Source organism: Pseudomonas sp. TNT2022 ID1044, from assembly GCF_028656895.1.
In the GTDB taxonomy this organism is placed as follows: Bacteria; Pseudomonadota; Gammaproteobacteria; order Pseudomonadales; family Pseudomonadaceae; genus Aquipseudomonas; species Aquipseudomonas reinekei.
Genome location: NZ_JAMDHB010000027.1, coordinates 52,259 through 71,244 on the forward strand (window position 1 = coordinate 52,259; position 18,986 = coordinate 71,244).

18 protein-coding genes are annotated in these 18,986 nt (G+C 59.9%); 6 read left to right on the forward strand and 12 right to left on the reverse strand.

Annotated elements, in window-relative coordinates:
- Positions 1-137 precede the first annotated feature (137 nt).
- Positions 138-1,055 carry a lipid kinase YegS gene (gene yegS, locus M5G20_RS27130; RefSeq protein WP_273921725.1) on the forward strand — a complete coding sequence of 306 codons (918 nt, stop codon included), beginning with the start codon at positions 138-140 and terminating at the stop codon, positions 1,053-1,055.
- Here the strand turns inward: yegS and M5G20_RS27135 are convergent.
- The 3 genes from M5G20_RS27135 to M5G20_RS27145 all read right to left on the reverse strand — a co-directional run bounded on the left by M5G20_RS27135 (position 1,039) and on the right by M5G20_RS27145 (position 3,546).
- Positions 1,039-1,695: a response regulator transcription factor gene (locus tag M5G20_RS27135; protein ID WP_075948083.1), complete on the reverse strand. Its 657-nt coding sequence runs from the start codon at positions 1,693-1,695 to the stop codon at positions 1,039-1,041. The genes yegS and M5G20_RS27135 overlap by 17 nt on opposite strands.
- The gene (locus M5G20_RS27140) at positions 1,692-2,585 is read right to left on the reverse strand and encodes a sensor histidine kinase (RefSeq protein ID WP_273921772.1); all 894 of its coding nucleotides are present in this window, start codon (positions 2,583-2,585) and stop codon (positions 1,692-1,694) included. Before M5G20_RS27140 ends, M5G20_RS27135 begins: the two co-directional genes overlap by 4 nt.
- A gap of 490 nt (positions 2,586-3,075) precedes the next feature.
- On the reverse strand, positions 3,076-3,546 hold the full coding sequence (locus M5G20_RS27145; RefSeq protein ID WP_150736060.1) for a hypothetical protein: 471 nt from the start codon (positions 3,544-3,546) through the stop codon (positions 3,076-3,078).
- Between the two features lie 461 nt (positions 3,547-4,007).
- Between M5G20_RS27145 and M5G20_RS27150 the strand changes: the two genes are divergently transcribed.
- Entirely contained in the window at positions 4,008-4,943 is a 936-nt protein-coding gene (locus tag M5G20_RS27150) for a chemotaxis protein CheV (RefSeq protein ID WP_150736061.1), read from the forward strand.
- A 161-nt stretch (positions 4,944-5,104) separates the two neighbouring features.
- On the forward strand, positions 5,105-5,911 hold the full coding sequence (locus tag M5G20_RS27155; RefSeq protein WP_273921726.1) for an MOSC domain-containing protein: 807 nt from the start codon (positions 5,105-5,107) through the stop codon (positions 5,909-5,911).
- Positions 5,912-5,981: 70 nt separating this feature from the next.
- Here M5G20_RS27155 and ppnP read toward each other — a convergent pair whose 3' ends face one another.
- From ppnP to M5G20_RS27195, 8 genes are all read right to left on the reverse strand, one after another.
- Positions 5,982-6,266: a pyrimidine/purine nucleoside phosphorylase gene (ppnP, locus tag M5G20_RS27160; RefSeq protein WP_150736063.1), complete on the reverse strand. Its 285-nt coding sequence runs from the start codon at positions 6,264-6,266 to the stop codon at positions 5,982-5,984.
- Between the two features lie 68 nt (positions 6,267-6,334).
- Complete coding sequence (locus M5G20_RS27165) at positions 6,335-6,877, reverse strand: exonuclease domain-containing protein (protein WP_075948077.1); 543 nt, start codon at positions 6,875-6,877, stop codon at positions 6,335-6,337.
- 71 nt (positions 6,878-6,948) lie between these two features.
- Positions 6,949-8,910 (reverse strand): acetyl/propionyl/methylcrotonyl-CoA carboxylase subunit alpha, encoded by a 1,962-nt coding sequence (locus tag M5G20_RS27170; RefSeq protein WP_273921727.1) that lies wholly within the window; start codon positions 8,908-8,910, stop codon positions 6,949-6,951.
- Between the two features lie 96 nt (positions 8,911-9,006).
- Positions 9,007-9,804 (reverse strand): enoyl-CoA hydratase/isomerase family protein, encoded by a 798-nt coding sequence (locus M5G20_RS27175; RefSeq protein WP_273921728.1) that lies wholly within the window; start codon positions 9,802-9,804, stop codon positions 9,007-9,009.
- On the reverse strand, positions 9,801-10,958 hold the full coding sequence (gene atuD, locus M5G20_RS27180) for a citronellyl-CoA dehydrogenase (RefSeq protein WP_273921729.1): 1,158 nt from the start codon (positions 10,956-10,958) through the stop codon (positions 9,801-9,803). The genes M5G20_RS27175 and atuD overlap by 4 nt, the downstream gene beginning before the upstream one ends.
- Before the next feature lie 25 nt (positions 10,959-10,983).
- Entirely contained in the window at positions 10,984-12,600 is a 1,617-nt protein-coding gene (atuC, locus tag M5G20_RS27185) for a geranyl-CoA carboxylase subunit beta (protein WP_273921730.1), read from the reverse strand.
- A gap of 3 nt (positions 12,601-12,603) precedes the next feature.
- On the reverse strand, positions 12,604-13,473 hold the full coding sequence (locus tag M5G20_RS27190) for an SDR family oxidoreductase (protein WP_273921731.1): 870 nt from the start codon (positions 13,471-13,473) through the stop codon (positions 12,604-12,606).
- 12 nt (positions 13,474-13,485) lie between these two features.
- Complete coding sequence (locus tag M5G20_RS27195; RefSeq protein WP_273921732.1) at positions 13,486-15,288, reverse strand: acyclic terpene utilization AtuA family protein; 1,803 nt, start codon at positions 15,286-15,288, stop codon at positions 13,486-13,488.
- Positions 15,289-15,450: 162 nt separating this feature from the next.
- Here M5G20_RS27195 and M5G20_RS27200 point away from each other — a divergent pair, with 162 nt between their 5' ends.
- The 3 genes from M5G20_RS27200 to M5G20_RS27210 all read left to right on the forward strand — a co-directional run bounded on the left by M5G20_RS27200 (position 15,451) and on the right by M5G20_RS27210 (position 18,083).
- Positions 15,451-16,074: a TetR/AcrR family transcriptional regulator gene (locus M5G20_RS27200; protein ID WP_273921733.1), complete on the forward strand. Its 624-nt coding sequence runs from the start codon at positions 15,451-15,453 to the stop codon at positions 16,072-16,074.
- A gap of 93 nt (positions 16,075-16,167) precedes the next feature.
- The gene (locus M5G20_RS27205) at positions 16,168-16,974 is read left to right on the forward strand and encodes a substrate-binding periplasmic protein (protein WP_273921734.1); all 807 of its coding nucleotides are present in this window, start codon (positions 16,168-16,170) and stop codon (positions 16,972-16,974) included.
- Positions 16,975-17,072: 98 nt separating this feature from the next.
- A complete protein-coding gene (locus tag M5G20_RS27210) occupies positions 17,073-18,083 on the forward strand; it encodes a GNAT family N-acetyltransferase (RefSeq protein WP_273921735.1) in 1,011 nt (336 codons plus the stop codon).
- Between the two features lie 90 nt (positions 18,084-18,173).
- On the opposite strand, the gene M5G20_RS27215 is transcribed toward M5G20_RS27210, so the two are convergent.
- Positions 18,174-18,722, reverse strand: coding sequence for an RNA polymerase factor sigma-70 (locus M5G20_RS27215; protein ID WP_273921736.1), 549 nt, complete (start codon positions 18,720-18,722; stop codon positions 18,174-18,176).
- Positions 18,723-18,986: the final 264 nt, after the last annotated feature.

Here is an 18,986-nt window from a genome sequence, read left to right on the forward strand (position 1 = left end):
CAGGTTATGTAAGAAAAATCCCGTCCTTGTAGGACGTGCAGGACGCCCCCTGGAAAAAAATCAAATTCGTGCGACTTTTAAGAGGGGCGGCGAGGTCAACATCTCCTGTACGCCATTCAATTCCGGGAGTGAACACCATGAGCGAACGCAAGGCGCTGTTGATTCTGCATGGCAAGCAGGCGCTCAACGAGGAGGTGCGCGCGGCTGTTGAAAGCAAGCGCGAGCAAGGCTGGGAGCTCGCCGTTCGGCTGACCTGGGAGGCTGGCGACGCACAGCGCCTGGTGGAAGAGGCAATGGCCGCGGGCTACCCACACATTATTGCCGGCGGGGGGGATGGTACGTTGCGCGATATTGCCGAAGCCATGGCCGCGCAATCGGCGCAGGCGAGCCTGGTGCTGATGCCCTTGGGAACCGCCAATGATTTTGCACGCGCTGCCGGCGTCCCGCTGGAGCCTGCAGAGGCACTGAACCTTCTGGACGTTGCATCGAGCGCCATCGATCTGGGAGAGGTCGGCGGGCAGGTGTTTCTGAATATGGCCACGGGGGGATTTGGCAGCCAGGTCACCGCCAATACTTCCGAGGACTTGAAAAAAGTGCTCGGTGGCGCGGCGTATCTATTCACCGGCCTGTCACGGTTCAGTGAACTGCACGCGGCTTACGGTGAATTGCAGGGGCCGGACTTTCACTGGAGCGGCGAGTTGCTGGCCTTGGGCATCGGCAATGGCCGACAGGCGGGCGGCGGGCATGTGTTATGCCCGCAGGCGCTGGCGGACGATGGATTGCTCGATATCAGCATCTTGCCGGCGCCGCAGGAAGTGGTCGGGACTTTGAAAGACCTGCTGGCGGACGGCTTCGGCATCGATAGCATGTTTGTCCGGGCCAGGCTTCCATGGGTCGAGATCAAGGTGGCCGAAGGTTTGTACATCAACCTCGACGGCGAACCGCTGGAAGGGGACAACCTGCGGTTTTCTGCGCGGCCCGGAGCGCTGCGGGTGCATCTGCCCGCAGATTCTCCGCTGTTGAGCGCAAATGAGGCGGTCAATCGTCCAGACTGATGATTTGCTCGCGCACGGCGAACAGCACCAGGCCGGCCACATCGTAGATTTGCAAACGTTTCATGATTTGCGAGCGATGGGTTTCGACAGTCTTGACGCTCAGGCCCAGGCCGTTGGCAATCTCCCGGGTGGATTTTCCGCGCACGATCAAGCGCAGGATTTCCAGCTGGCGGGCGGTCAGGTTGTGCGAGTCCGCGGGCTCAGGGTGTTTCTGGTTTCGGGTCAGCGCCTGGTTGATCACCGTATGGGCGATGGCCGGGCTGAGGTAACGTTCATTGTTGCGCAAGGCTTCCAGCGCATGTTCCAGCTCGGTGGCGGTGGTGTCCTTGAGCAGATAGCCGTGGGCGCCGGATTCCAGCGCCTGCATGATCAGCGCCGGGTCGGTGTGCATCGACAGGATCAGTACCTTGCTCTGCGGACGGATCTTTTTCAGTTGCTGCAAGGCTTCGAGGCCGCCGGTCTGCTTCATGGAGAGATCCAGCAGCACGATATCCGGAGATAGATGCTCGACCATCGCGAGCAGTTGTGAGCCGTCATTGGCCTCGCCAATGACGGCATAGCCAGGAAGGTCCATCACCAGGGCGCGCACGCCAGCCCTGATCAGCGAGTGGTCATCCACCAGAAGTAAGTTACAAGTCAATGCATAACCTTATTCGTACTGGCCCGCTCAAGCGCGCGGGGCGCCCAGGGGAAGAGTGCTTCGATTTGGGTGCCTTTGCCCGGTTCGCTGGTAACCGTCAATGTTCCGCCGAGTTGGTTGATCCGTTCCGACATGCCGGCCATACCACGCTGCCCCTCGCGACCCGGATCAGTGGCCGGCGCAAAACCCTGACCATCGTCACTGATGTGCAGGCGTAGACCCTTGGGCAATCGCGTCAGGCAGACCAGCAGGTTCTTTGCCTCGGCATGCCGCAGAATGTTGGTGACCGCCTCCTGGGTGATGCGAAACGCCGCGACGGCCATTTCTTCCGGTATTCCGGTCAGGCGTTGATGGCATTCCAGGCTCCAGTTCACCGGAGCGTTGGCCAGCGTTTTAAGCAAATGAGCGCGCAGACTGGCTTCCAGTCCCAGGCTGGTCAATTGCCGGGGATTGAGGATGGCCGATACATCGCGGACTTTGGCGAGGGTTTCTTCCAGCGTGTCGCACAGTATCGCGCATTGTCCCTGAAGCTCTTCCGGCATTCGGCGTTTGAGCCAGTCACTTTGCAGTTTTGCTGCGGTGAGTAACTGGCCGATGTCGTCGTGCAGTTCGCGACTGAGTCGGTGACGCTCGTTCTCCTGGACCTGCAGCAAGCGATCGGCCAGCTCTTGCGGCTGGAACTTGATCGACTTGCGGGACAGGCGGTATTGCACCCACACACAAGCAAGTGACGCGACATTAAGGATCAGCACCCCCAAAGGCAGGTGAGAGGACAGGCCATAGGTAAGCAGGCTGCCGAGCGTCGAGCAGGCACACAGCAATAGGGTGAACCGGCGAGCGTTTTCTCGTGAGGGTGGCCACATGATGATCGACTTGAGGCTGGCGTACATAACGGATGGAGCCAATGGAGGTTCGCTGCGGGCAGACCGGTCATGCTGGTTGACGGATCTCTGTTTTGTAGTGTTTTGCATCGACTTCAACGGTGCGTACTTCCGATGAGAAATCCGGCCTGAAACTTGATCGTTGCAGTCACCCACAATCACATTGCTATTAATTGACGTCAACTAATGGGCGGCATAATAGCACCGAACATACCGTTGGTCGCGTCGTGATATATGTCCATGGAGTCAAGAAACAAGGCGTTCTGGACGGTAGTTCCACAATGGAAAAGTGTGGGGCTATCGTCAGCAAGATACCCTCGGTCACAGGGGTTTGACCCCGTTAGCGCCAGGTAAAACCCTGGTCTGGAGAGGAGGGGAAGTGCGACAAAAAGTTTGAAGGTGTCGTAAATGGATATGTAATGTTCAATTACGACTTGAGTATGCCCCGCTAATTAGCAGTCATGATCTCAATGATGGAGCGCGGCTAAATTCATTGAAATCAAGCCTGGCGCTCCATATAGGAAACGAGCGTGAACGGCCGGGAATTAACCGGAGGCTGGAAATGCCGTTGCCCGACCTGGAAGGCGAAGGCTTCGATCAGGGTTGTCTGTTCGCTTTCGTCAAGACTGAGCTGGCCGGTCTTCTGATCGATCAACTCCAGTTGCCAGGCGATCAACGTCAGGCAGTCCTTGAGCGCCCCCAAGGCTTCGTCGTGCAGGTCCATGTGATGCTGCGCATGGTTGAGCAAACCATGGATGTGCAACGAAAACTCTGAAACGGCTGCCAGCGCGAGGGCATCCGCCTTGCTGGCGAGCTTGAGAAGGGTACTGAGCATGCAGTCGATGGCGTCCTTGTCATTGCTGATCAGTTGCAAGTGACTGAGGCATTCCTCGGTTTTGGCCAGCAGTGTTTCGGCTTCGACGAGAAACTCAGGGACGCGCTTCGCCCACTCTGTGCGATTGTTCGGCATGCTTATCTCCACAACGTCATGTTAAGTGAGGGGATGTCGTGTGTGTCGACGAGGACGACAGTCGTCCCGACGTAATCGGTTCGTCGTGAGATCGCGCTCTGGCCGGCTGGAGTGCAGGCTGGGTTAGTCAAAAGGGTGACTGGCCACGTACTTGCGATCGCACACAAAAGCCTGACTCCATTCATGCAATGAGAATGGCGTCACATTAATGGCTATTGGATATCGCGAATATCAGGTTGCACCTGATTGTTGCTAGGGGAATCCCTTACGCAACGGAACCTCACGCGCAAACTATTGTCGCGGCGCAGGAATACAGCGGATGAAATTACAACGCCAGTAAAGCATGATGTTAATGTGACATCAATGTTTGAGCGCGGCATTTTACAGGGGGTCAAGCTCCGGCAATAACAGCCGATAACCCTCTATTAGTGAATTCATCAGTACAAGCCCAGGAGTGATTGATGGCCGGCATTCTCGATACGGTAGACCAACGTACGCAATTGGTGGGTGAGAATCGCCTGGAAATTTTGATGTTCCGGCTTGCCGGGCGGCAGTTGTTCGCCATCAACGTGTTCAAGGTGCAGGAAGTCCTGCAACTGCCGAAGCTGACCTTGATGCCCCAGCGTCATCCGTTTGTGTGCGGTGTGGTCAATCTGCGAGGTCAGACTCTGCCGGTGATCGACCTGTCCCAGGCGATCGGCATGCGGCCGCTGGTGCCGGGCCCGGGCAGCACGATCATCGTCACTGAGTACAACCGCTCGGTGCAGGCATTCCTGGTCGGTGGCGTGGATCGCATCGTCAACATGAACTGGGAGGCGATTCTGCCGCCGCCGACCAGCGCCGGTCGCCAGCACTACCTGACGGCCATCAGCAAGGTCGACGATCAATTGGTGGAAATCATCGACGTCGAAAAAGTCCTGGCCGAAATCGTCCCGTACAACGCCAAGGTGTCCCGCGACAAACTTGAAGATCCGGTGCTGGAACGCGCCCGTGGTCGTGAAGTGCTGTTGGTGGATGACTCCAATGTGGCGCTGGCACAACTGCGCGATACGTTGGGGCAGTTGGGCGTGAAAATGCACATCGCCAGTGACGGTTTGAAGGCGCTGAACATGCTCAAGGCCTGGGCCGATAGCGGTGTGAACATGACCGACAAGCTGCTGATGGTCTTCACCGATGCCGAAATGCCGGAAATGGACGGCTATCGCCTGACCACCGAAATCCGCAACGATCCGCGCTTGCGCGGCCTGTATGTGGTGCTGCACACATCGCTGTCCGGCAGCTTCAACGACTCGATGGTCAAGAAGGTCGGCTGCGACAACTTCCTCTCCAAATTCCAGCCGGACAAACTCGTCGATGTGGTGCGCCAGCGCCTGATGCTCGACGCCGTGCCGGCGTGATCATGACCAACCTGTAGGGACCGGTTTGCCGGCGCGATTTTACCGACCGCCTCGTCAGCAAGCCGGCTCCTGCAAGAACTGCGCGTGCTTCAGTCATCAGCCTTTGATTCAGCGCTCAAGCTCGTATAGGGTGGCGTTTTTGGCCCACCAGGGAGCTGGCTATGCTGCGTCTGAGCGCGCTTTATCGTTATCCGTTGAAATCCGGCAAGGGCGAGATCCTGCAACAGATCAGCCTCGACAAGCTCGGGCTGGACGGGGATCGACGCTGGATGCTGGTGGACGAGGGCAGCGGGCGTTTCCTGACCCAGCGAGCGGTGGCAAAAATGAGCCAGCTGTCGGCGCTGTGGAATGCCGAGGGCGGCTTGACCCTCCAGGCTCCTGGCCTCGCTGCTATCGATATCGCCTTGCCTGGCAGCGATGCCGAACTGCGCGGTGTAACCATCTGGCGCGATACTTTGCGCGTGCCCGATGCCGGTGATGCGGCGGGTGCCTGGGTCAGCGAGTTTATCGGCAAGCCGACGCGCCTGGTGCAAGTGCCGCTCGATCGTGCGCGTACCACCCAGGCCGGTTATGGCAAGGACGATGATCAGGTGGCGTTCGCAGACGGTTTTCCGTTGTTGTTGATCGGGCAGGCATCCCTGGAAGATCTGTCGGAAAAAGTCGGCCGGCCCATGGAAATGTTGAGATTTCGGCCGAACCTTGTGATCGAAGGCAGTGATGCGTTTGCCGAGGATGGCTGGAAGCGCATTCGCATTGGTGATGTCGAGTTCCGCGTGGTCAAGCCGTGCTCACGGTGCATTCTGACCACCATCGACCCACAGACCGGCGAACGCAGCGCGGATCGTGAACCGTTCGCTACCCTGCAAGCCTATCGATCCAAAGCGGATGGCGCGATGTTCGGGCAAAATCTGGTCAATGACAGTAACGGCCGTCTGGAAGTCGGCATGCCGGTGACTATCCTTGAATGAAAGCCGCTGCATGAAAAAATGCCCGTGTCCCTGGACACGGGCATTTTTTTGCTTTGTGAAACCCAGGGTTTTAGCCGCGGTATTCGCACAGATAAGCGGTATCGACAGATACTTTCAGTTTGAATTTGCTGTTGGCAGGCACGTTGAACTGGCTGCCGGCGGCGAAGGTTTCCCATTCTTCGCTGCCGGGTAGCTGGACGGTCAGGGCGCCGGATACCACGTGCATGATTTCACGCTGGGAAGTGCCGAATTCGTAGTCGCCCGGAGCCATGACGCCGATGGTCGCCGGACCTTCAGCGGTGCCAAAGGCGATCGACTTGACGGTGCCGTCGTAGTACTCATTGACTTTAAACATGGCGATTCCTCGAAAAGGGCTAAAAAGGGCCGGCCAGTATGCACAAGGCCTTTGTTGGCGTCACCTGTCTAAAGCGGCAGAACCAGGGGTAACAGTCGTGCGGTATTGCGCGCGTCTTCCAGTGCCCGGTGCTGCTGGCCGGTAAACTGCAGACCGGCCAGTTGCAGGGCGCCATTGAGCCCCAGCGGGCGTTCCAGCCGTCGGGCCTTGGCAAAGCGTTGCTTGAGGTTCATGTGCTGTACACGACTCAAGACGCTGTCGAGTTGCAGGCGCTGCCACTCCTGCAACAGTTGCTTGCGGTCGTAATCGCCCCAACTGGCCCAGCCTTCAAGGCGGCTGTGATGTTGGCCGAGCCAGCGCTCGAACAATGGCCAGACCTCGCCCAAAGGTTGCGCGCTATCGATGTTGGCCTGGGTGATATGCGTCAGGTCCCGGCAAAATGGGGTCAGCAACGGTCGCCGCAACGGGCGGACGAACCGCTGGAAATGATCCAGTTCCCGTCCCTTGCGATCGACCAAGGTGGCACCGATTTCGATGATTTCCATCTCAGTTACTGGCCAACCACCCTCGTCGGTGGTGGCTTCCAGATCAATGACCAGCCAATGAGGCATCGCAGGGTTCCTGGTATCCGCGTCCTGATAGGTTTTGAGCGTAGCCAAACCCGACGGATCCGCCTAGCGGCTTATTCGACCTCCAGCAGAATCTGGCGATTTTTCACTTGATCACCGACCCGCACCTGCAAGCGCTTGAGCACGCCGTCGATACCGGATTTAAGCGGATGCTCCATCTTCATGGCCTCCAGCACCACCAGCAGCTGGCCTTTGCTGACGGTGCTGCCCTCGCTGACCAGCACGTCGACAATCGCGCCGTCCATCGGCGCCTTGAGCGTGCCGGAGCTGACATTGGCCAGGCTGCTGACCAAGGCCTGGGTTCGGTCCTCCAGTGTCAGGCTGCCCGGTCGGGTAAACAGGCACAGGTGTCCACCCTCTAGTCGATAGGCATGGCGTTGGCGGATTCCGTCAATTTCCAGGGCGGCCCAGTGTCCGTCGCTGTGGATGACTTTCACTTCAAGCGTGCGGTGGGTGACTTCAATCCGGTACGCCGCGCCCGGTACCGCGTTCACGACCACCGACCACTCCTGATCTTCCAGGCCGAGACGATAGTGCAGCGGCACACTCGCGTTATTGCGCCATCCGGACAATGGGGCACGATGCGACTGGGCCGAGGCCTGATAGAGCAGGGTAGCGGCAATCGCCAATTGCTCGGGGGTGGGCGCATAAGGCTGCAAACATTGATGTTCGGCAAATTCCTGGGCGATCAGGCCGGTGCTGAATGCTCCACGAATGAATGCCGGGTGTTGCAACAGGCTGGCAAGCAGGCGCTGGTTGCTTTGCACGCCCAGCAGCACGCTGTCCTGCACCGCCCGCAGCAGTTTGCGCCGGGCTTCTTCGCGGGTAGCACCATGGGCAATGATCTTGCCCAGCATCGGGTCATAGAAGGGGCTGATGCGCTGACCTTCGATCAGGCCGTGGTCGAATCGCACGCCTTCCTGCAAACCGGGTTCCCAGCCGGCAATGCGTCCGGTTTGCGGGAGGAAACCCTGGGCCGGGTCTTCAGCATATAAACGCACCTCCATGGCGTGACCGGTGAGCTGCACTTGCTCCTGACGCAATGGCAGCGGTTGTCCATCGGCAATGTTCAACTGCCAGGCCACCAGATCGAGCCCGGTGATCAGCTCCGTCACCGGATGCTCCACTTGCAGGCGCGTGTTCATTTCCAGAAAGTAAAACTGCCCGCGTGCATCGAGCAGGAATTCCACCGTACCGGCACCGACGTAGTTCACTGCACGCCCGGCCTTGAGCGCCGCTTCGCCCATGGCCTGGCGCAATTCGCCGGTCATTACCGGGCAGGGGGCTTCTTCGATGACTTTCTGGTGCCGGCGCTGGATCGAGCAATCGCGTTCACCGAGGTAGATCAGGTTGCCATGTTGATCGCCGAACAACTGAACCTCAACATGCCGTGGCTCGATCAACGCCTGTTCAAGAATCAGTTCGCCGCTGCCAAACCCGTTCAACGCTTCAGAGCGCGCCGTGCGAATCTGCTCGAGCAAAGCCCCGGCGTCGTGCACCAGACGCATGCCGCGCCCGCCACCGCCGGCGCTGGCCTTGATCATCAGCGGATAGCCGATGCGTTCGGCTTCGCGCTTCAGGGTCGCGTCATCCTGTTCGGCGCCTTGATAACCCTGGATGCAGGGCACACCCGCTTCAATCATGGCGATTTTCGACAGGCGTTTGCTGCCCATCAGTTCGATGGCTTCAGGACTGGGACCGATGAAGGTGATGCCGGCCTGCTGGCAGGCGCGGGCGAAGCCGGCGTTTTCCGAGAGGAAACCATAACCGGGATGAATGGCATCGGCGCCGGTGCGCCGGGCGGCGTCGATGATCGCCGGAATGTTCAGGTAGGACTGTTGGACCGGGGCCGGGCCGATGTTGACGGCTTCGTCGGCCATTTGTACGTGCAGTGCATCGGCATCGGCATCGCTGAACACGGCGACAGTGCGATAACCCAGCGCCTGGGCGGTGCGCTGGATGCGGCAGGCGATTTCACCGCGGTTGGCGATGAGGATTTTGCTGAATCCGGGCATGTTTTGTTCCCTGGTTTTTTGCGGTGAATGTGGCCCATCACTGGCAAGCCAGCTCCCACACAAAACCTTGTGGGAGCTGGCTTGCCAGCGATGCTTTTAAGAGGCCCACCCCGGTTTACGCTTCTGCACAAAGGCCATCGTCCCCTCGACGCCTTCAGCCCCGGTCACTGCGTCGCTGAACCACTCGGCTGCCTGGTCGAGTAGCGCATCCGAAGGTTGCCCGGCGCTGGCCAGCAACAGTTTTTTGGTCGCCGCATTTGCTTCGGGGGCGCAGCAAAGTACATGGGCCAACACCTCATCGAGACGCTCAGCCAGGGCTTGCGGGTCATGTTCGACAAAGTGCACCAGCCCCATTCGCCGCGCCTGGTTGCCATCGAAGCGCGCCGCCGTCAGCGCCAGTCGCCGGGCCTGGGTCAGGCCGATCCGCTGGACCACGAACGGCGCGATTTGCGCCGGCAGCAGGCCGAGGCTGGTTTCCGGCAGGCCGAATTGCGCCGAATGATCGGCCATGGCGATATCGCTGACACAGGCCAGGCCCAGGCCTCCACCGAGCACGGCACCTTGCAGCACGGTGATGACCACTTGCGGTGCGTGTTGCACCTCTTGCAGCAGCGCACCGAACACCCGGTTCAAATCGCGGTGCGCGCTGGAGCCCTGGGCGCGGGCGTTGGCCATGTCCTTGATGTCGCCACCCGCGCAAAAATGCCCACCGGCACCGCCGATGACCAACGCCCGAATTGCGCGGTCATCGTTAATTGCCGCCAGTACTGCGCGCAGTTCGCTCACCATCTGCAAGCTCATGGCATTGCGGCTGTCCGGGCGATTGAGGGTGATGTGCAGCACGCCGTTGTGCAGTTCCAGCAGCAGCGTCTGGCAATCGGGTAGCGTGCTCATTTCTTTTTCCCCGGCAGGATGCCCATCAATTTGCAGATGATCCCCAGCATGATTTCGTCGGCACCGCCGCCAATCGACACCAGCCGCACGTCGCGATAGGCGCGGGCCACCGGGTTGTCCCACATGAAACCCATGCCGCCCCAGTATTGCAGGCAACTGTCGCTGACTTCGCGGCCCAGTCGACCGGCCTTGAGTTTGGCCATGGACGCCAGGCGCGTGACGTCCTGGCCTTTGATGTACTGCTCGGTGGCCTGATAGACCAACGCCCGCAGGCATTCGATTTCGGTTTGCAGTTCGGCGAGGCGGAAGTGGATCACCTGATTGTCGATCAGCGCGTTACCGAAGGTTTTACGCTCCTTGCAATACTCGATGGTGCTGTCGATACAGTACTCCAGGCCCTTGATCATATTGGCTGCGCCGAACAGGCGTTCCTCCTGGAACTGCAGCATCTGCATCATGAACCCCGCGCCTTCATGGCCGACGCGGTTGCGCTGCTGCACGCGCACGTTGTCGAAAAACACCTGCGCGGTTTCCGAGCTGCGCATACCGAGTTTGTCCAGGTGCGAGCTGAGGCTGATGCCCGGCGTGTTCATCGGCACCATGATCAATGATTTGTTGATGTGCGGTTTGTCGTCCGACGTGTTGGCCAGCAGACAGATGAAGTCGGCGCTCGGCGAGTTGGTGATCCACATCTTGCTGCCGTTGATCACGTAATCGTCGCCATCCTTGCGCGCGGTGGTTTTCAACCCGGCCACATCGGAACCGGCGCCCACTTCGGAGACGCCAATGCAGCCGACCTGCTCGCCGCTGATGGCCGGGCGCAGGAACTCGTCACGCAGTTCATCGGAGCCGAAACGGGCGAGGGCCGGGGTGCACATGTCGGTCTGCACGCCGATGGACATCGGAATGCCTCCGCAATGAATGGTCCCGAACTCTTCGGCGGCGACGATCGAATAGCTGTAGTCCAGGCCCATGCCACCGAATTTTTCCGGTTTGGAAATGCCCAGCAGGCCCAGGTCGCCGGCCTTGCGGAAGATATCGTGGATCGGAAAGCGCCCGGCCTTTTCCCATTCCTCGACATGGGGGTTGATCTCGTGCTCGACGAATTGGCGGACGGTGCGGCGCAGTGCTTCGTGTTCCTGGGTGAAGATCATTTTTATTGTTCTCCTCTGGTCGCCCTTAGAAGCGGGCTACACCAAAACTGTTGGCTTGCAGCGGCCGCACTTCGGCCTCCTGACAGATATCCAGCAAGTAACCGAGCAAGGTCCGGGTATCGCGCGGGTCGATCAAACCGTCGTCCCACAGGTTGGCGCTGCCGTAGAGCGCCGTGGACTGGCTGTCGAGCTTCTGCGCGGTGACCTGTTCAAGCATGTCGAGCATTTTCGGATCTGGCACCAGCCCGTCCTTGGCCTGTTTGGCTTCGGTGACGATGCGCAACACTTTGCCCGCCTGCGCGCCGCCCATCACCGCGGTGCGGCTGTTGGGCCAGGCAAAGATGAAACGCGGGTCCAGGCCGCGACCGCACATCGCATAGTTGCCAGCGCCGTAGGACCCGCCGACAACGATAGTCAGTTTCGGCACGCGGGCATTGGCCACGGCCTGAATCATCTTGGCGCCGTGCTTGATTACACCTTGCTGCTCCGATTCGGTGCCGACCATGAACCCGGTGGTGTTATGAAAAAACAGCAACGGCGTCTGGCTCTGGTCGCACAGCTGAATGAACTGCGCTGCCTTGCTTGCACCCTTGGGCGTGATCGGGCCGTTGTTGCCAATGAAGCCGCAGGCGCGACCCTGGATTTTCAGTTGCCCGCAGACGGTTTGCTGATCGAACTCGGCCTTGAATTCGAGGAAGTTCGAAGCGTCGGCGATGCGGGCGATGATTTCGCGCACGTCGTAAGGTTTTTTCGGATCATCCGGAATGAGCCCCAGCAGTTCGTCGACGGGGTAGAGCGGTTCTTCCCAGCGCAGTTCGGGTAACCATTGCAGTTGTTCGTTCCAGGGCAGCATGCCGACAATCTCGCGCACCTGACGCACGCCATCGGCATCGTTTTCCGCCAGGTATTCGGCAGTGCCAGCTGTTTGTGCGTGCATCTCGGCGCCACCCAGTTCTTCGTCCGTGGCGATTTCCCCGGTCGCCGCTTTCAACAGCGGTGGCCCGGCGAGAAACAACTTGGCCTTGCCGCGTACCACCACCACGTAGTCCGACAGCCCGGGCTGATAAGCGCCACCCGCTGTGGCTGAGCCGTGCACCACGGTGATTTGCGGCAGGCCCATGGCCGACATCCGCGCCTGGTTGGCGAAGCTGCGCGCGCCTTCGACGAAAATCTCCGCCGCGTAGTTGAGATTGGCGCCGCCGCTTTCGGCGAGGGTGATCACCGGCAGTTTGTTTTCCATGGCGATCTGTTGCAGGCGCAGGGATTTTTTCAAGCCGCTGGGGGAAATGGTCCCGCCCTTGATGGCGCTGTTGTTCGCCACCACCAGCACCCGCACCCCGGACACATAACCGATGCCGGCGATCAAGCCGCCGCCGGCCGAACTGCCGTCCTTGTCATCGTGCAGTTTATAGCCGGCCAGGCTCGCCAGTTCGAGGAACGGCGCACCGGGGTCGAGCAGCAGATTGAGGCGTTCGCGGGGCAACAACTGGCCGCGTTTATCGAATTTGGCTTTGGCTTGTGCGGCCTTGTCCAGCAGGTTCTGTTCGAGGGTGCGGACCTGTTCGACAGCGCTGAGCATCGCCGCACGGTTGTGGACGAACTGTTCGCTGTTGGCATCGAGTTGCGACTGGATCACCGGCATGGGTTATTCCTTGTCCTTGAGGACGTCAGGAAGGTAGGCGCGGTGGAAGCCGTTATACGATTCGCTGTTGGTCGCCTTGTGAATGGGCCATGCCCGTCCGCCAAGGCTGGCGGCACCGTCGATACGCAAAGTGCTGCCGCTGATGAACGCAGCGGCCGGGCTCAGCAGGAACACGATGGCGGCGCTGACTTCCGATTCAGTACCGATGCGCTTGAGCGGCACGTGTTCGCGCAAGGTTGGAATGACTGCCTTGAACGCACCTTCGTAGGTGTCCATGCCGCTGGAGGCAATCCAGCCCGGCGCCACGGCGTTGACCCGTACCCCGGCATAACCCCACTCGAACGCCGACGTCTTGGTCAGGTTGTCCATTCCCGAGCGCGCCGCCCCCGAATGCCCCATGCCCGGCATGCCGCCCCACATGTCGGCGAGCATGTTGACGATGGCACCGCCGTGTTTGCTCATGGACTGGTTGAACACTTCCCGGGCCATCAGGAAACCGCCCACCAGGTTGGTGCGCATCACGGTTTCGAAACCCTTTTGATTGATCGAGGCCAGCGCAGACGGGTATTGCCCGCCGGCATTGTTGACCAGGCCGTGAATCGGCCCGTATTGACGGATCAGTTCACTGACCAGGTGCGTCACCGCTTCTTCGTCTCGAATGTCGCAGGTGCTCCAGTCAGCCTTGCCGCCATCTTCCGCAATTTCGGTGGCAACGGCTTTCAGTTTGTCGGCCTTGCGCCCGACCAGAATCACATGGGCGCCGAGGGCCGCCAGTTCGTGCGCAGTGCAGCGGCCGATGCCACTGCCGCCGCCGGTGACGATGATGTTTTGGCCGGCAAACAGATCAGTTCTGAATATCGAATCGTAGGCCATGGCGGCAGTCCTCTATTTGACCTGGTCGGCGATGCGCTGCGGCACCGGAATCTGGATTTCCAGCAACTGCTGGGCGAAGGCCTTGCCTTGTGGGTCGATTCGCAGGCTGGCGATGCCACCGCCGCCGAGGGCGTTTTCCAGCAGGAAGTTCAGGCTCTGGCTGGCGGGCAAATACCATCGCTCGACGCGCCCGTGCACCGGGTCGAGGACATGGCTCATCCAGTCGACGATCACCTCGTGCGTCAACGCCTCGGCGATCCACGGCAGGTACTCTGGATCGCGGGCCATGACGCCGATGTTGCTGTGATTGCCCTTGTCGCCCGAACGCGCCACCGCGAGTTTGACCAGCGCCACGCTGGCATCGGCCAGCCCCGTGGGCTTCGGTGGTTCCAGCGGCGCCGGCAAGTCCGCACTGTCGAGGACATCGAGGGCGGGCAGGGCGCACGGGTGGCGCTGCCCCATGAAATCAATCTCCAGCGAACAGGTGCTTTTGTCGATCAGGAACGAGAACAGCCGGATCAACGGATAGACCGTCGGCCGCCCGCCGACAATTCCGGTCAGCCCCGGCGCCATGCCCGTGGCGGCCTGGGCGATTTCCCGGGAGAACACGATCAGCGCCTGTTTGTTCGGGTGACGCACGGCAAGCTTGATCACCACTTCGCGGCTGTCGTGCCGTTGTCCATGGGGACCGTAGGTGGCCTCGCTGCCGAGCAGTTCGATGTTCACGTCGCTGTAGGCTGGCCAGCCGCGCCGGGTGAAAATTTCCGAGGTCTTGTTGATGATTGCTTCACTGACGCGCCGGGCCTTGTCCACCGCGTCGATGCCGGCGATCAGGCAACTGGCGGTGCATCGGAAACCATCCGGGTAGGTGGCACTGACCTTGTACTGATCGGTGGGCGGCAAACCTTTTGCGCCATGCACCTGGACAGCGTTTTTGCCTTGCTGGTGCAGTTTGACCTGAGTGAAATCGCAGACCACATCGGGCAGCCGATAGGCCCTTGGATCGCCGATTTCATAGAGCATCTGCTCACCCACCGTCAGCGGTGTGACCAGGCCACCGGAGCCTGCGGGTTTGCTGACGACGAACTGGCCGTCGGCGCTGACTTCGACGATGGGAAAACCGATGTGTTCATAGTCGGGTACATCGCGCCAATCGGTGAAGTTGCCGCCAGTGCACTGGGCGCCGCATTCGATGATGTGCCCGGCCAGTGCCGCCTGGGCCAGTTTGTCGTAGTCGTGCCACGACCAGCCGAACTCATGCACCAGCGCGGCGCTGACCACCGCGCTGTCGACCACGCGCCCGGTGATCACGATGTCCGCGCCCAGGCGCAAAGCCTCGACGATGCCCGGTGCGCCGAGATAGGCGTTGGTCGAGACGCACATCGGTGGCAGCGGCGCGCCGTTGAACATTTCATGAATGCCCAGGGTGCTCAATTGTTTGAATTGCGGTTGCAGGTCATCGCCCAGCAGTACGGCGATCTTCAAGGAAACGCCGGCCTTGTCGCAGGCCGCTTGCAGGGCGGCGGCGCAGGCTTGCGGGTTGACCCCGCCGGCATTGCTGATGACCCGGATGCTGTGATTGGCGAGTTGCGGGAGCAGGGGGCCGAGTACTTCGATGAAGTCGCCTGCATAACCACCTGCGGGATCTTTCATGCGAGCGCCAGCCATGATCGACATAGTGATTTCGGCCAGATAGTCGAAAACCAGATAGTCCAAGCGCCCGTCTTCTACCAGTTGCGCGGCGGCAGTCGAGGTATCGCCCCAGAATGCGCTGGCGCACCCAATGCGAATTGTTCGTGGTGCAGTCAAATCCATAACCACCTCCAACAGAGTGCATCGAGACTACCAAGCAAGCGCTTGGTTTGTAAATGGCGAAAATATCTTCTGCCCGAGCGCTTGCTTGGTTCGGGCCATCAGCTTAAATTGCCCGCGCAACCCCGCTGTTTTAGCGGTGATCACGACTGTAGGAGAGATCGGGTGGATGAGCAAAAAGCGCTGAGGGTCATGCGCGAATTGGTCGACAGTGGCCAGTTGACCGATCCGGACAGTGCCCGTGGCAAGTTGCTGCAAGTGGCAGCTCACCTGTTTCGCAATAAAGGCTACGAGCGCACCACCGTACGCGACCTGGCCGGTGCCGTGGGCATTCAGTCGGGCAGCATTTTTCATCACTTCAAGAGCAAGGATGAAATCCTGCGCGCGGTGATGGAGGAGACCATTCGCTATAACACCGCGTTGATGCGTGCGGCCATTGCCGAGGCCGGCAGTGTGCGCGAGCGCGTACTGGCGCTGATCCGTTGCGAGTTGCAATCGATCATGGGTGGCAGTGGCGAAGCCATGGCGGTGCTGGTCTACGAATGGCGGTCGTTGTCCGAGGACGGCCAGGCCCAGGTGCTGGCGCTGCGGGACATTTATGAAGACATCTGGCTGCAGGTGTTGGGTGAAGCCAAAAGCGCCGGTTTTATCCGGGGCGATGTGTTCATCACGCGACGTTTTCTGACCGGGGCGCTGTCCTGGACCACCACCTGGTTTCGCGCCGATGGCAGCATGGGCCTGGATCAACTGGCCGACGAGGCACTGATTCTGGTACTGGAGCAGAAGTGATCGGCTGGATTGGTTTGCAGGAAACTGGCTAACTGGGCGAAACCGCCTAGCTTGAATGCATTGATGCAGTACTTTGGGGAGTGGCTTGTCTTGATGTCTTCGCCAATTCGGACGGCTTCGCGGCTTTTGCTGGCGACGCTTGTGGCGTTATGGATGATACCGTCCCAGGCTGCGCAACTGGTGCGAATCGGTGCCGCGCACTTTCCGCCGTACACCGTACGCCCGGAATCCGGGGCCGACACCGGCTTGCTGCCGCAACTGGTCGAGGCGCTGAACACCCTGCAAAGCGACTATCGGTTCGTGCTGGTACCGACGTCCATTCCTCGACGCTTTGGTGACTTCAAGCAGGGGCGGATCGACATGGCGATCTTCGAAAACCCGGCCTGGGGCTGGAAAGACATTCCCCATATCGATGTCGACATGGGCCTGGAAGACGCCGAAATTTTCGTCGCACAACGTCAGCCCGAGGGCCGTGCGGTTCGCCAGCAAGACTATTTTGCAGACCTGACCGACAAGCGTCTGGCGCTGTTCAGCGGCTACCACTATGAGTTCGCCAACTTCAATGCCGAGGCCCAATACCTCGCCAAAAACTACAACGCCACGCTGACCTATTCCCACGACAGCAACCTGTTGATGGTGTTGCGCGGCCGGGCCGACATCGCGCTGGTCACGCGCTCTTACCTCAACGACTATTTTTTGCGCAATCTGAATGTGGCCAATGAGTTGCTGGTGTCCGAGCGCATCGATCAGATCTATCACCATTACGCCATCCTGCGCCCGGCGGCGCCCATCAGTGGCGAAGTGTTCGGCAAGCTGCTGCAAGGCTTGCGGGACAATGGCCAGATGCTGAAGATTTTCGAGCCCTACAAGATTGCGGTGGTGCCTGTCCCGGGCAGCTGAGATCGTCACTTCAGATCAGCTATTGACCGGGTTCTCTTAAATTTCCGGTTGCGGCTGACGTCACATGGTTGAACTGTCGACGATCGTGAGCCCGACCCATGTCCAATCTGAATGACCTGACTGCCCTGGCGTTACCCTCAGGCAGTCGTCTTGTAGCCGATGAAACCGAAAACCGCCTGAGCCTCAGCCTTGACGGCCAACCGCTGGTCCAGCTGCGACTCAGCCGCGACCCCGAATTGAAAGTGCAACGGGAGGAAGGTGGCGACCTCGACACCTCGGCTGTGTGGGCCGCCTGTTACTGGCTGTTCGCCGGTGATCCGGCGTGCCAGCGCCTGATCTGGCAACTCGATGAAGCCCCGGCCGAGGCTCTGCTCAGCGGTTTGCTGATCCCCACGCAAACGGCCAGTCAGTTCCACTGCGAGCGCACGCTATTCTGGCAGTTGCCGCAGCCGTGGCTTGTGCAGTCGTTGACCAACAGCTATCCCCAGCAAATGATCATCAGTGGCGGCAAGCGCCATCCCTTGCGACCGACCAAGCCACGCGGCGAGGTTTACCGGCGTTTCGATGCGCGACTGGGGATGTGGATTTCCCTGCGCACCGTGGACATCGATGTCGATCTGGCGCGTTTCAATCGGTGGCAGAACAGCGCGCGCGTCGCGAGTTTCTGGCAGGAGGAGGGCAGCCTCGAACAGCATCGCGAGTACCTGGGCAAACTCGAAGCCGACCCCCACACCCTGACGCTGATCGGTTGTTTCGACGATCAACCGTTTGCCTATTTCGAAGCCTACTGGGCCAAGGAAGATCGCATCGCACCGTTCTACGACGCCGGCGATTATGACCGTGGCATTCACATGCTGGTGGGCGAGGAACATCACCGTGGCCCGCACAAGGTCGCGAGCTGGTTATCGGCGTTGGTGCATTACCTGTTTCTTGATGAGCCGCGCACTCAGCGGGTGGTTGCCGAGCCTCGCGCCGACAACGCCAAGATGATCGGGTACATGCAGGATCAACGGTTTTTCCGCGAGAAAGAGTTCGACTTCCCGCACAAGCGTGCCGCTTTGATGGCGTTGGGGCGTGAGCGTTTTTTTGATCGGTGCGGGTTGGTGTGACGGCAGGGCTCAAGGTCTGTGTTGGTCTTGAGTCCGTCTTCGCTAGCAGGCTAGCCTGCTAGCGATCAGGGGCGACGCAAACTTCGGATCTTAACGACGAGCCATGCTGTCCGCCCGAGTGCCCGACACCTTGCGACAGTGCACCAGCGCATCGCGAATCATGAAGTTCACCAGGGTCGGCGAGACCCCGAGTTCCTTGGCGATGTCCTTCTGCGGCACGCCGTGCAAGCGATACATCTCGAAGGCGTAACGGGTGCGGCTTGGCAGCTCTGTCAGCGCGTCGGCGATGTTTTCCAGGGTCGAGAAATTGATGTGCGACGTTTCCGGCGAAGCCCCCTGGATGACCACGTTCAGGCCTTCCTCTTCAGGTCCGGAATACTTCTGCTCCAGTGCCTGTTTACGGTAGTGATCAATCGCCAGGTTGCGCACGATCTGGAACAGATAGCTGAGCTGAGCCTTGAACGAGGACGTGATTTGCGGCGCGGATTGCAGCCGGAAAAATGCGTCCTGCACCACGTCTTCAGCGCGAGATCGGCAGCCGGTGATGCGGGCTGCAATCTTGACCAGAATCAGTCGATTGTCGACGAATGCCTGAAGTAGCGGCGAATCGCACCTGCTTGTGGAGACTTGTTCCGTCATGGAAATCACCCTGCTGCCAAAAGGTTAGTGGGACGACGAGAAGTCCTGGGCCGCCCTACACATCGAGCGACAAATTATGTTGAATGATAATGATTGTCAATTGAGAAAGAGAACTAATGCTCCTTGAAGGTGCAGAGTGCGAACTGCGACACGCTGACGCACGTTCGCAGCTCCCCGGCCTGGTTGGCGCTCAAGCCTGGCGACTAATTATTTCGAGATGCCATCCGTTCTCATTGGTGAATGGCTCCGGGCAGTAGCCCCGGC

Excerpts from the sequence above, each read along its gene's own strand:
- M5G20_RS27155 (WP_273921726.1), top strand. The coding sequence starts at position 5,105 with ATGCTGCGTCTGAGCGCGCTTTATCGTTATCCGTTGAAATCCGGCAAG.
- M5G20_RS27170 (WP_273921727.1), bottom strand. The coding sequence starts at position 8,910 with ATGCCCGGATTCAGCAAAATCCTCATCGCCAACCGCGGTGAAATCGCC.
- M5G20_RS27140 (WP_273921772.1), bottom strand. The coding sequence starts at position 2,585 with ATGTACGCCAGCCTCAAGTCGATCATCATGTGGCCACCCTCACGAGAA.
- ppnP (WP_150736063.1), bottom strand. The coding sequence starts at position 6,266 with ATGTTTAAAGTCAATGAGTACTACGACGGCACCGTCAAGTCGATCGCC.
- atuD (WP_273921729.1), bottom strand. The coding sequence starts at position 10,958 with ATGATCTTCACCCAGGAACACGAAGCACTGCGCCGCACCGTCCGCCAA.
- M5G20_RS27215 (WP_273921736.1), bottom strand. The coding sequence starts at position 18,722 with ATGACGGAACAAGTCTCCACAAGCAGGTGCGATTCGCCGCTACTTCAG.
- M5G20_RS27210 (WP_273921735.1), top strand. The coding sequence starts at position 17,073 with ATGTCCAATCTGAATGACCTGACTGCCCTGGCGTTACCCTCAGGCAGT.
- M5G20_RS27205 (WP_273921734.1), top strand. The coding sequence starts at position 16,168 with ATGTCTTCGCCAATTCGGACGGCTTCGCGGCTTTTGCTGGCGACGCTT.
- M5G20_RS27195 (WP_273921732.1), bottom strand. The coding sequence starts at position 15,288 with ATGGATTTGACTGCACCACGAACAATTCGCATTGGGTGCGCCAGCGCA.
- M5G20_RS27165 (WP_075948077.1), bottom strand. The coding sequence starts at position 6,877 with ATGCCTCATTGGCTGGTCATTGATCTGGAAGCCACCACCGACGAGGGT.
- M5G20_RS27150 (WP_150736061.1), top strand. The coding sequence starts at position 4,008 with ATGGCCGGCATTCTCGATACGGTAGACCAACGTACGCAATTGGTGGGT.
- M5G20_RS27175 (WP_273921728.1), bottom strand. The coding sequence starts at position 9,804 with ATGAGCACGCTACCCGATTGCCAGACGCTGCTGCTGGAACTGCACAAC.
- M5G20_RS27190 (WP_273921731.1), bottom strand. The coding sequence starts at position 13,473 with ATGGCCTACGATTCGATATTCAGAACTGATCTGTTTGCCGGCCAAAAC.
- yegS (WP_273921725.1), top strand. The coding sequence starts at position 138 with ATGAGCGAACGCAAGGCGCTGTTGATTCTGCATGGCAAGCAGGCGCTC.
- M5G20_RS27145 (WP_150736060.1), bottom strand. The coding sequence starts at position 3,546 with ATGCCGAACAATCGCACAGAGTGGGCGAAGCGCGTCCCTGAGTTTCTC.
- atuC (WP_273921730.1), bottom strand. The coding sequence starts at position 12,600 with ATGCCGGTGATCCAGTCGCAACTCGATGCCAACAGCGAACAGTTCGTC.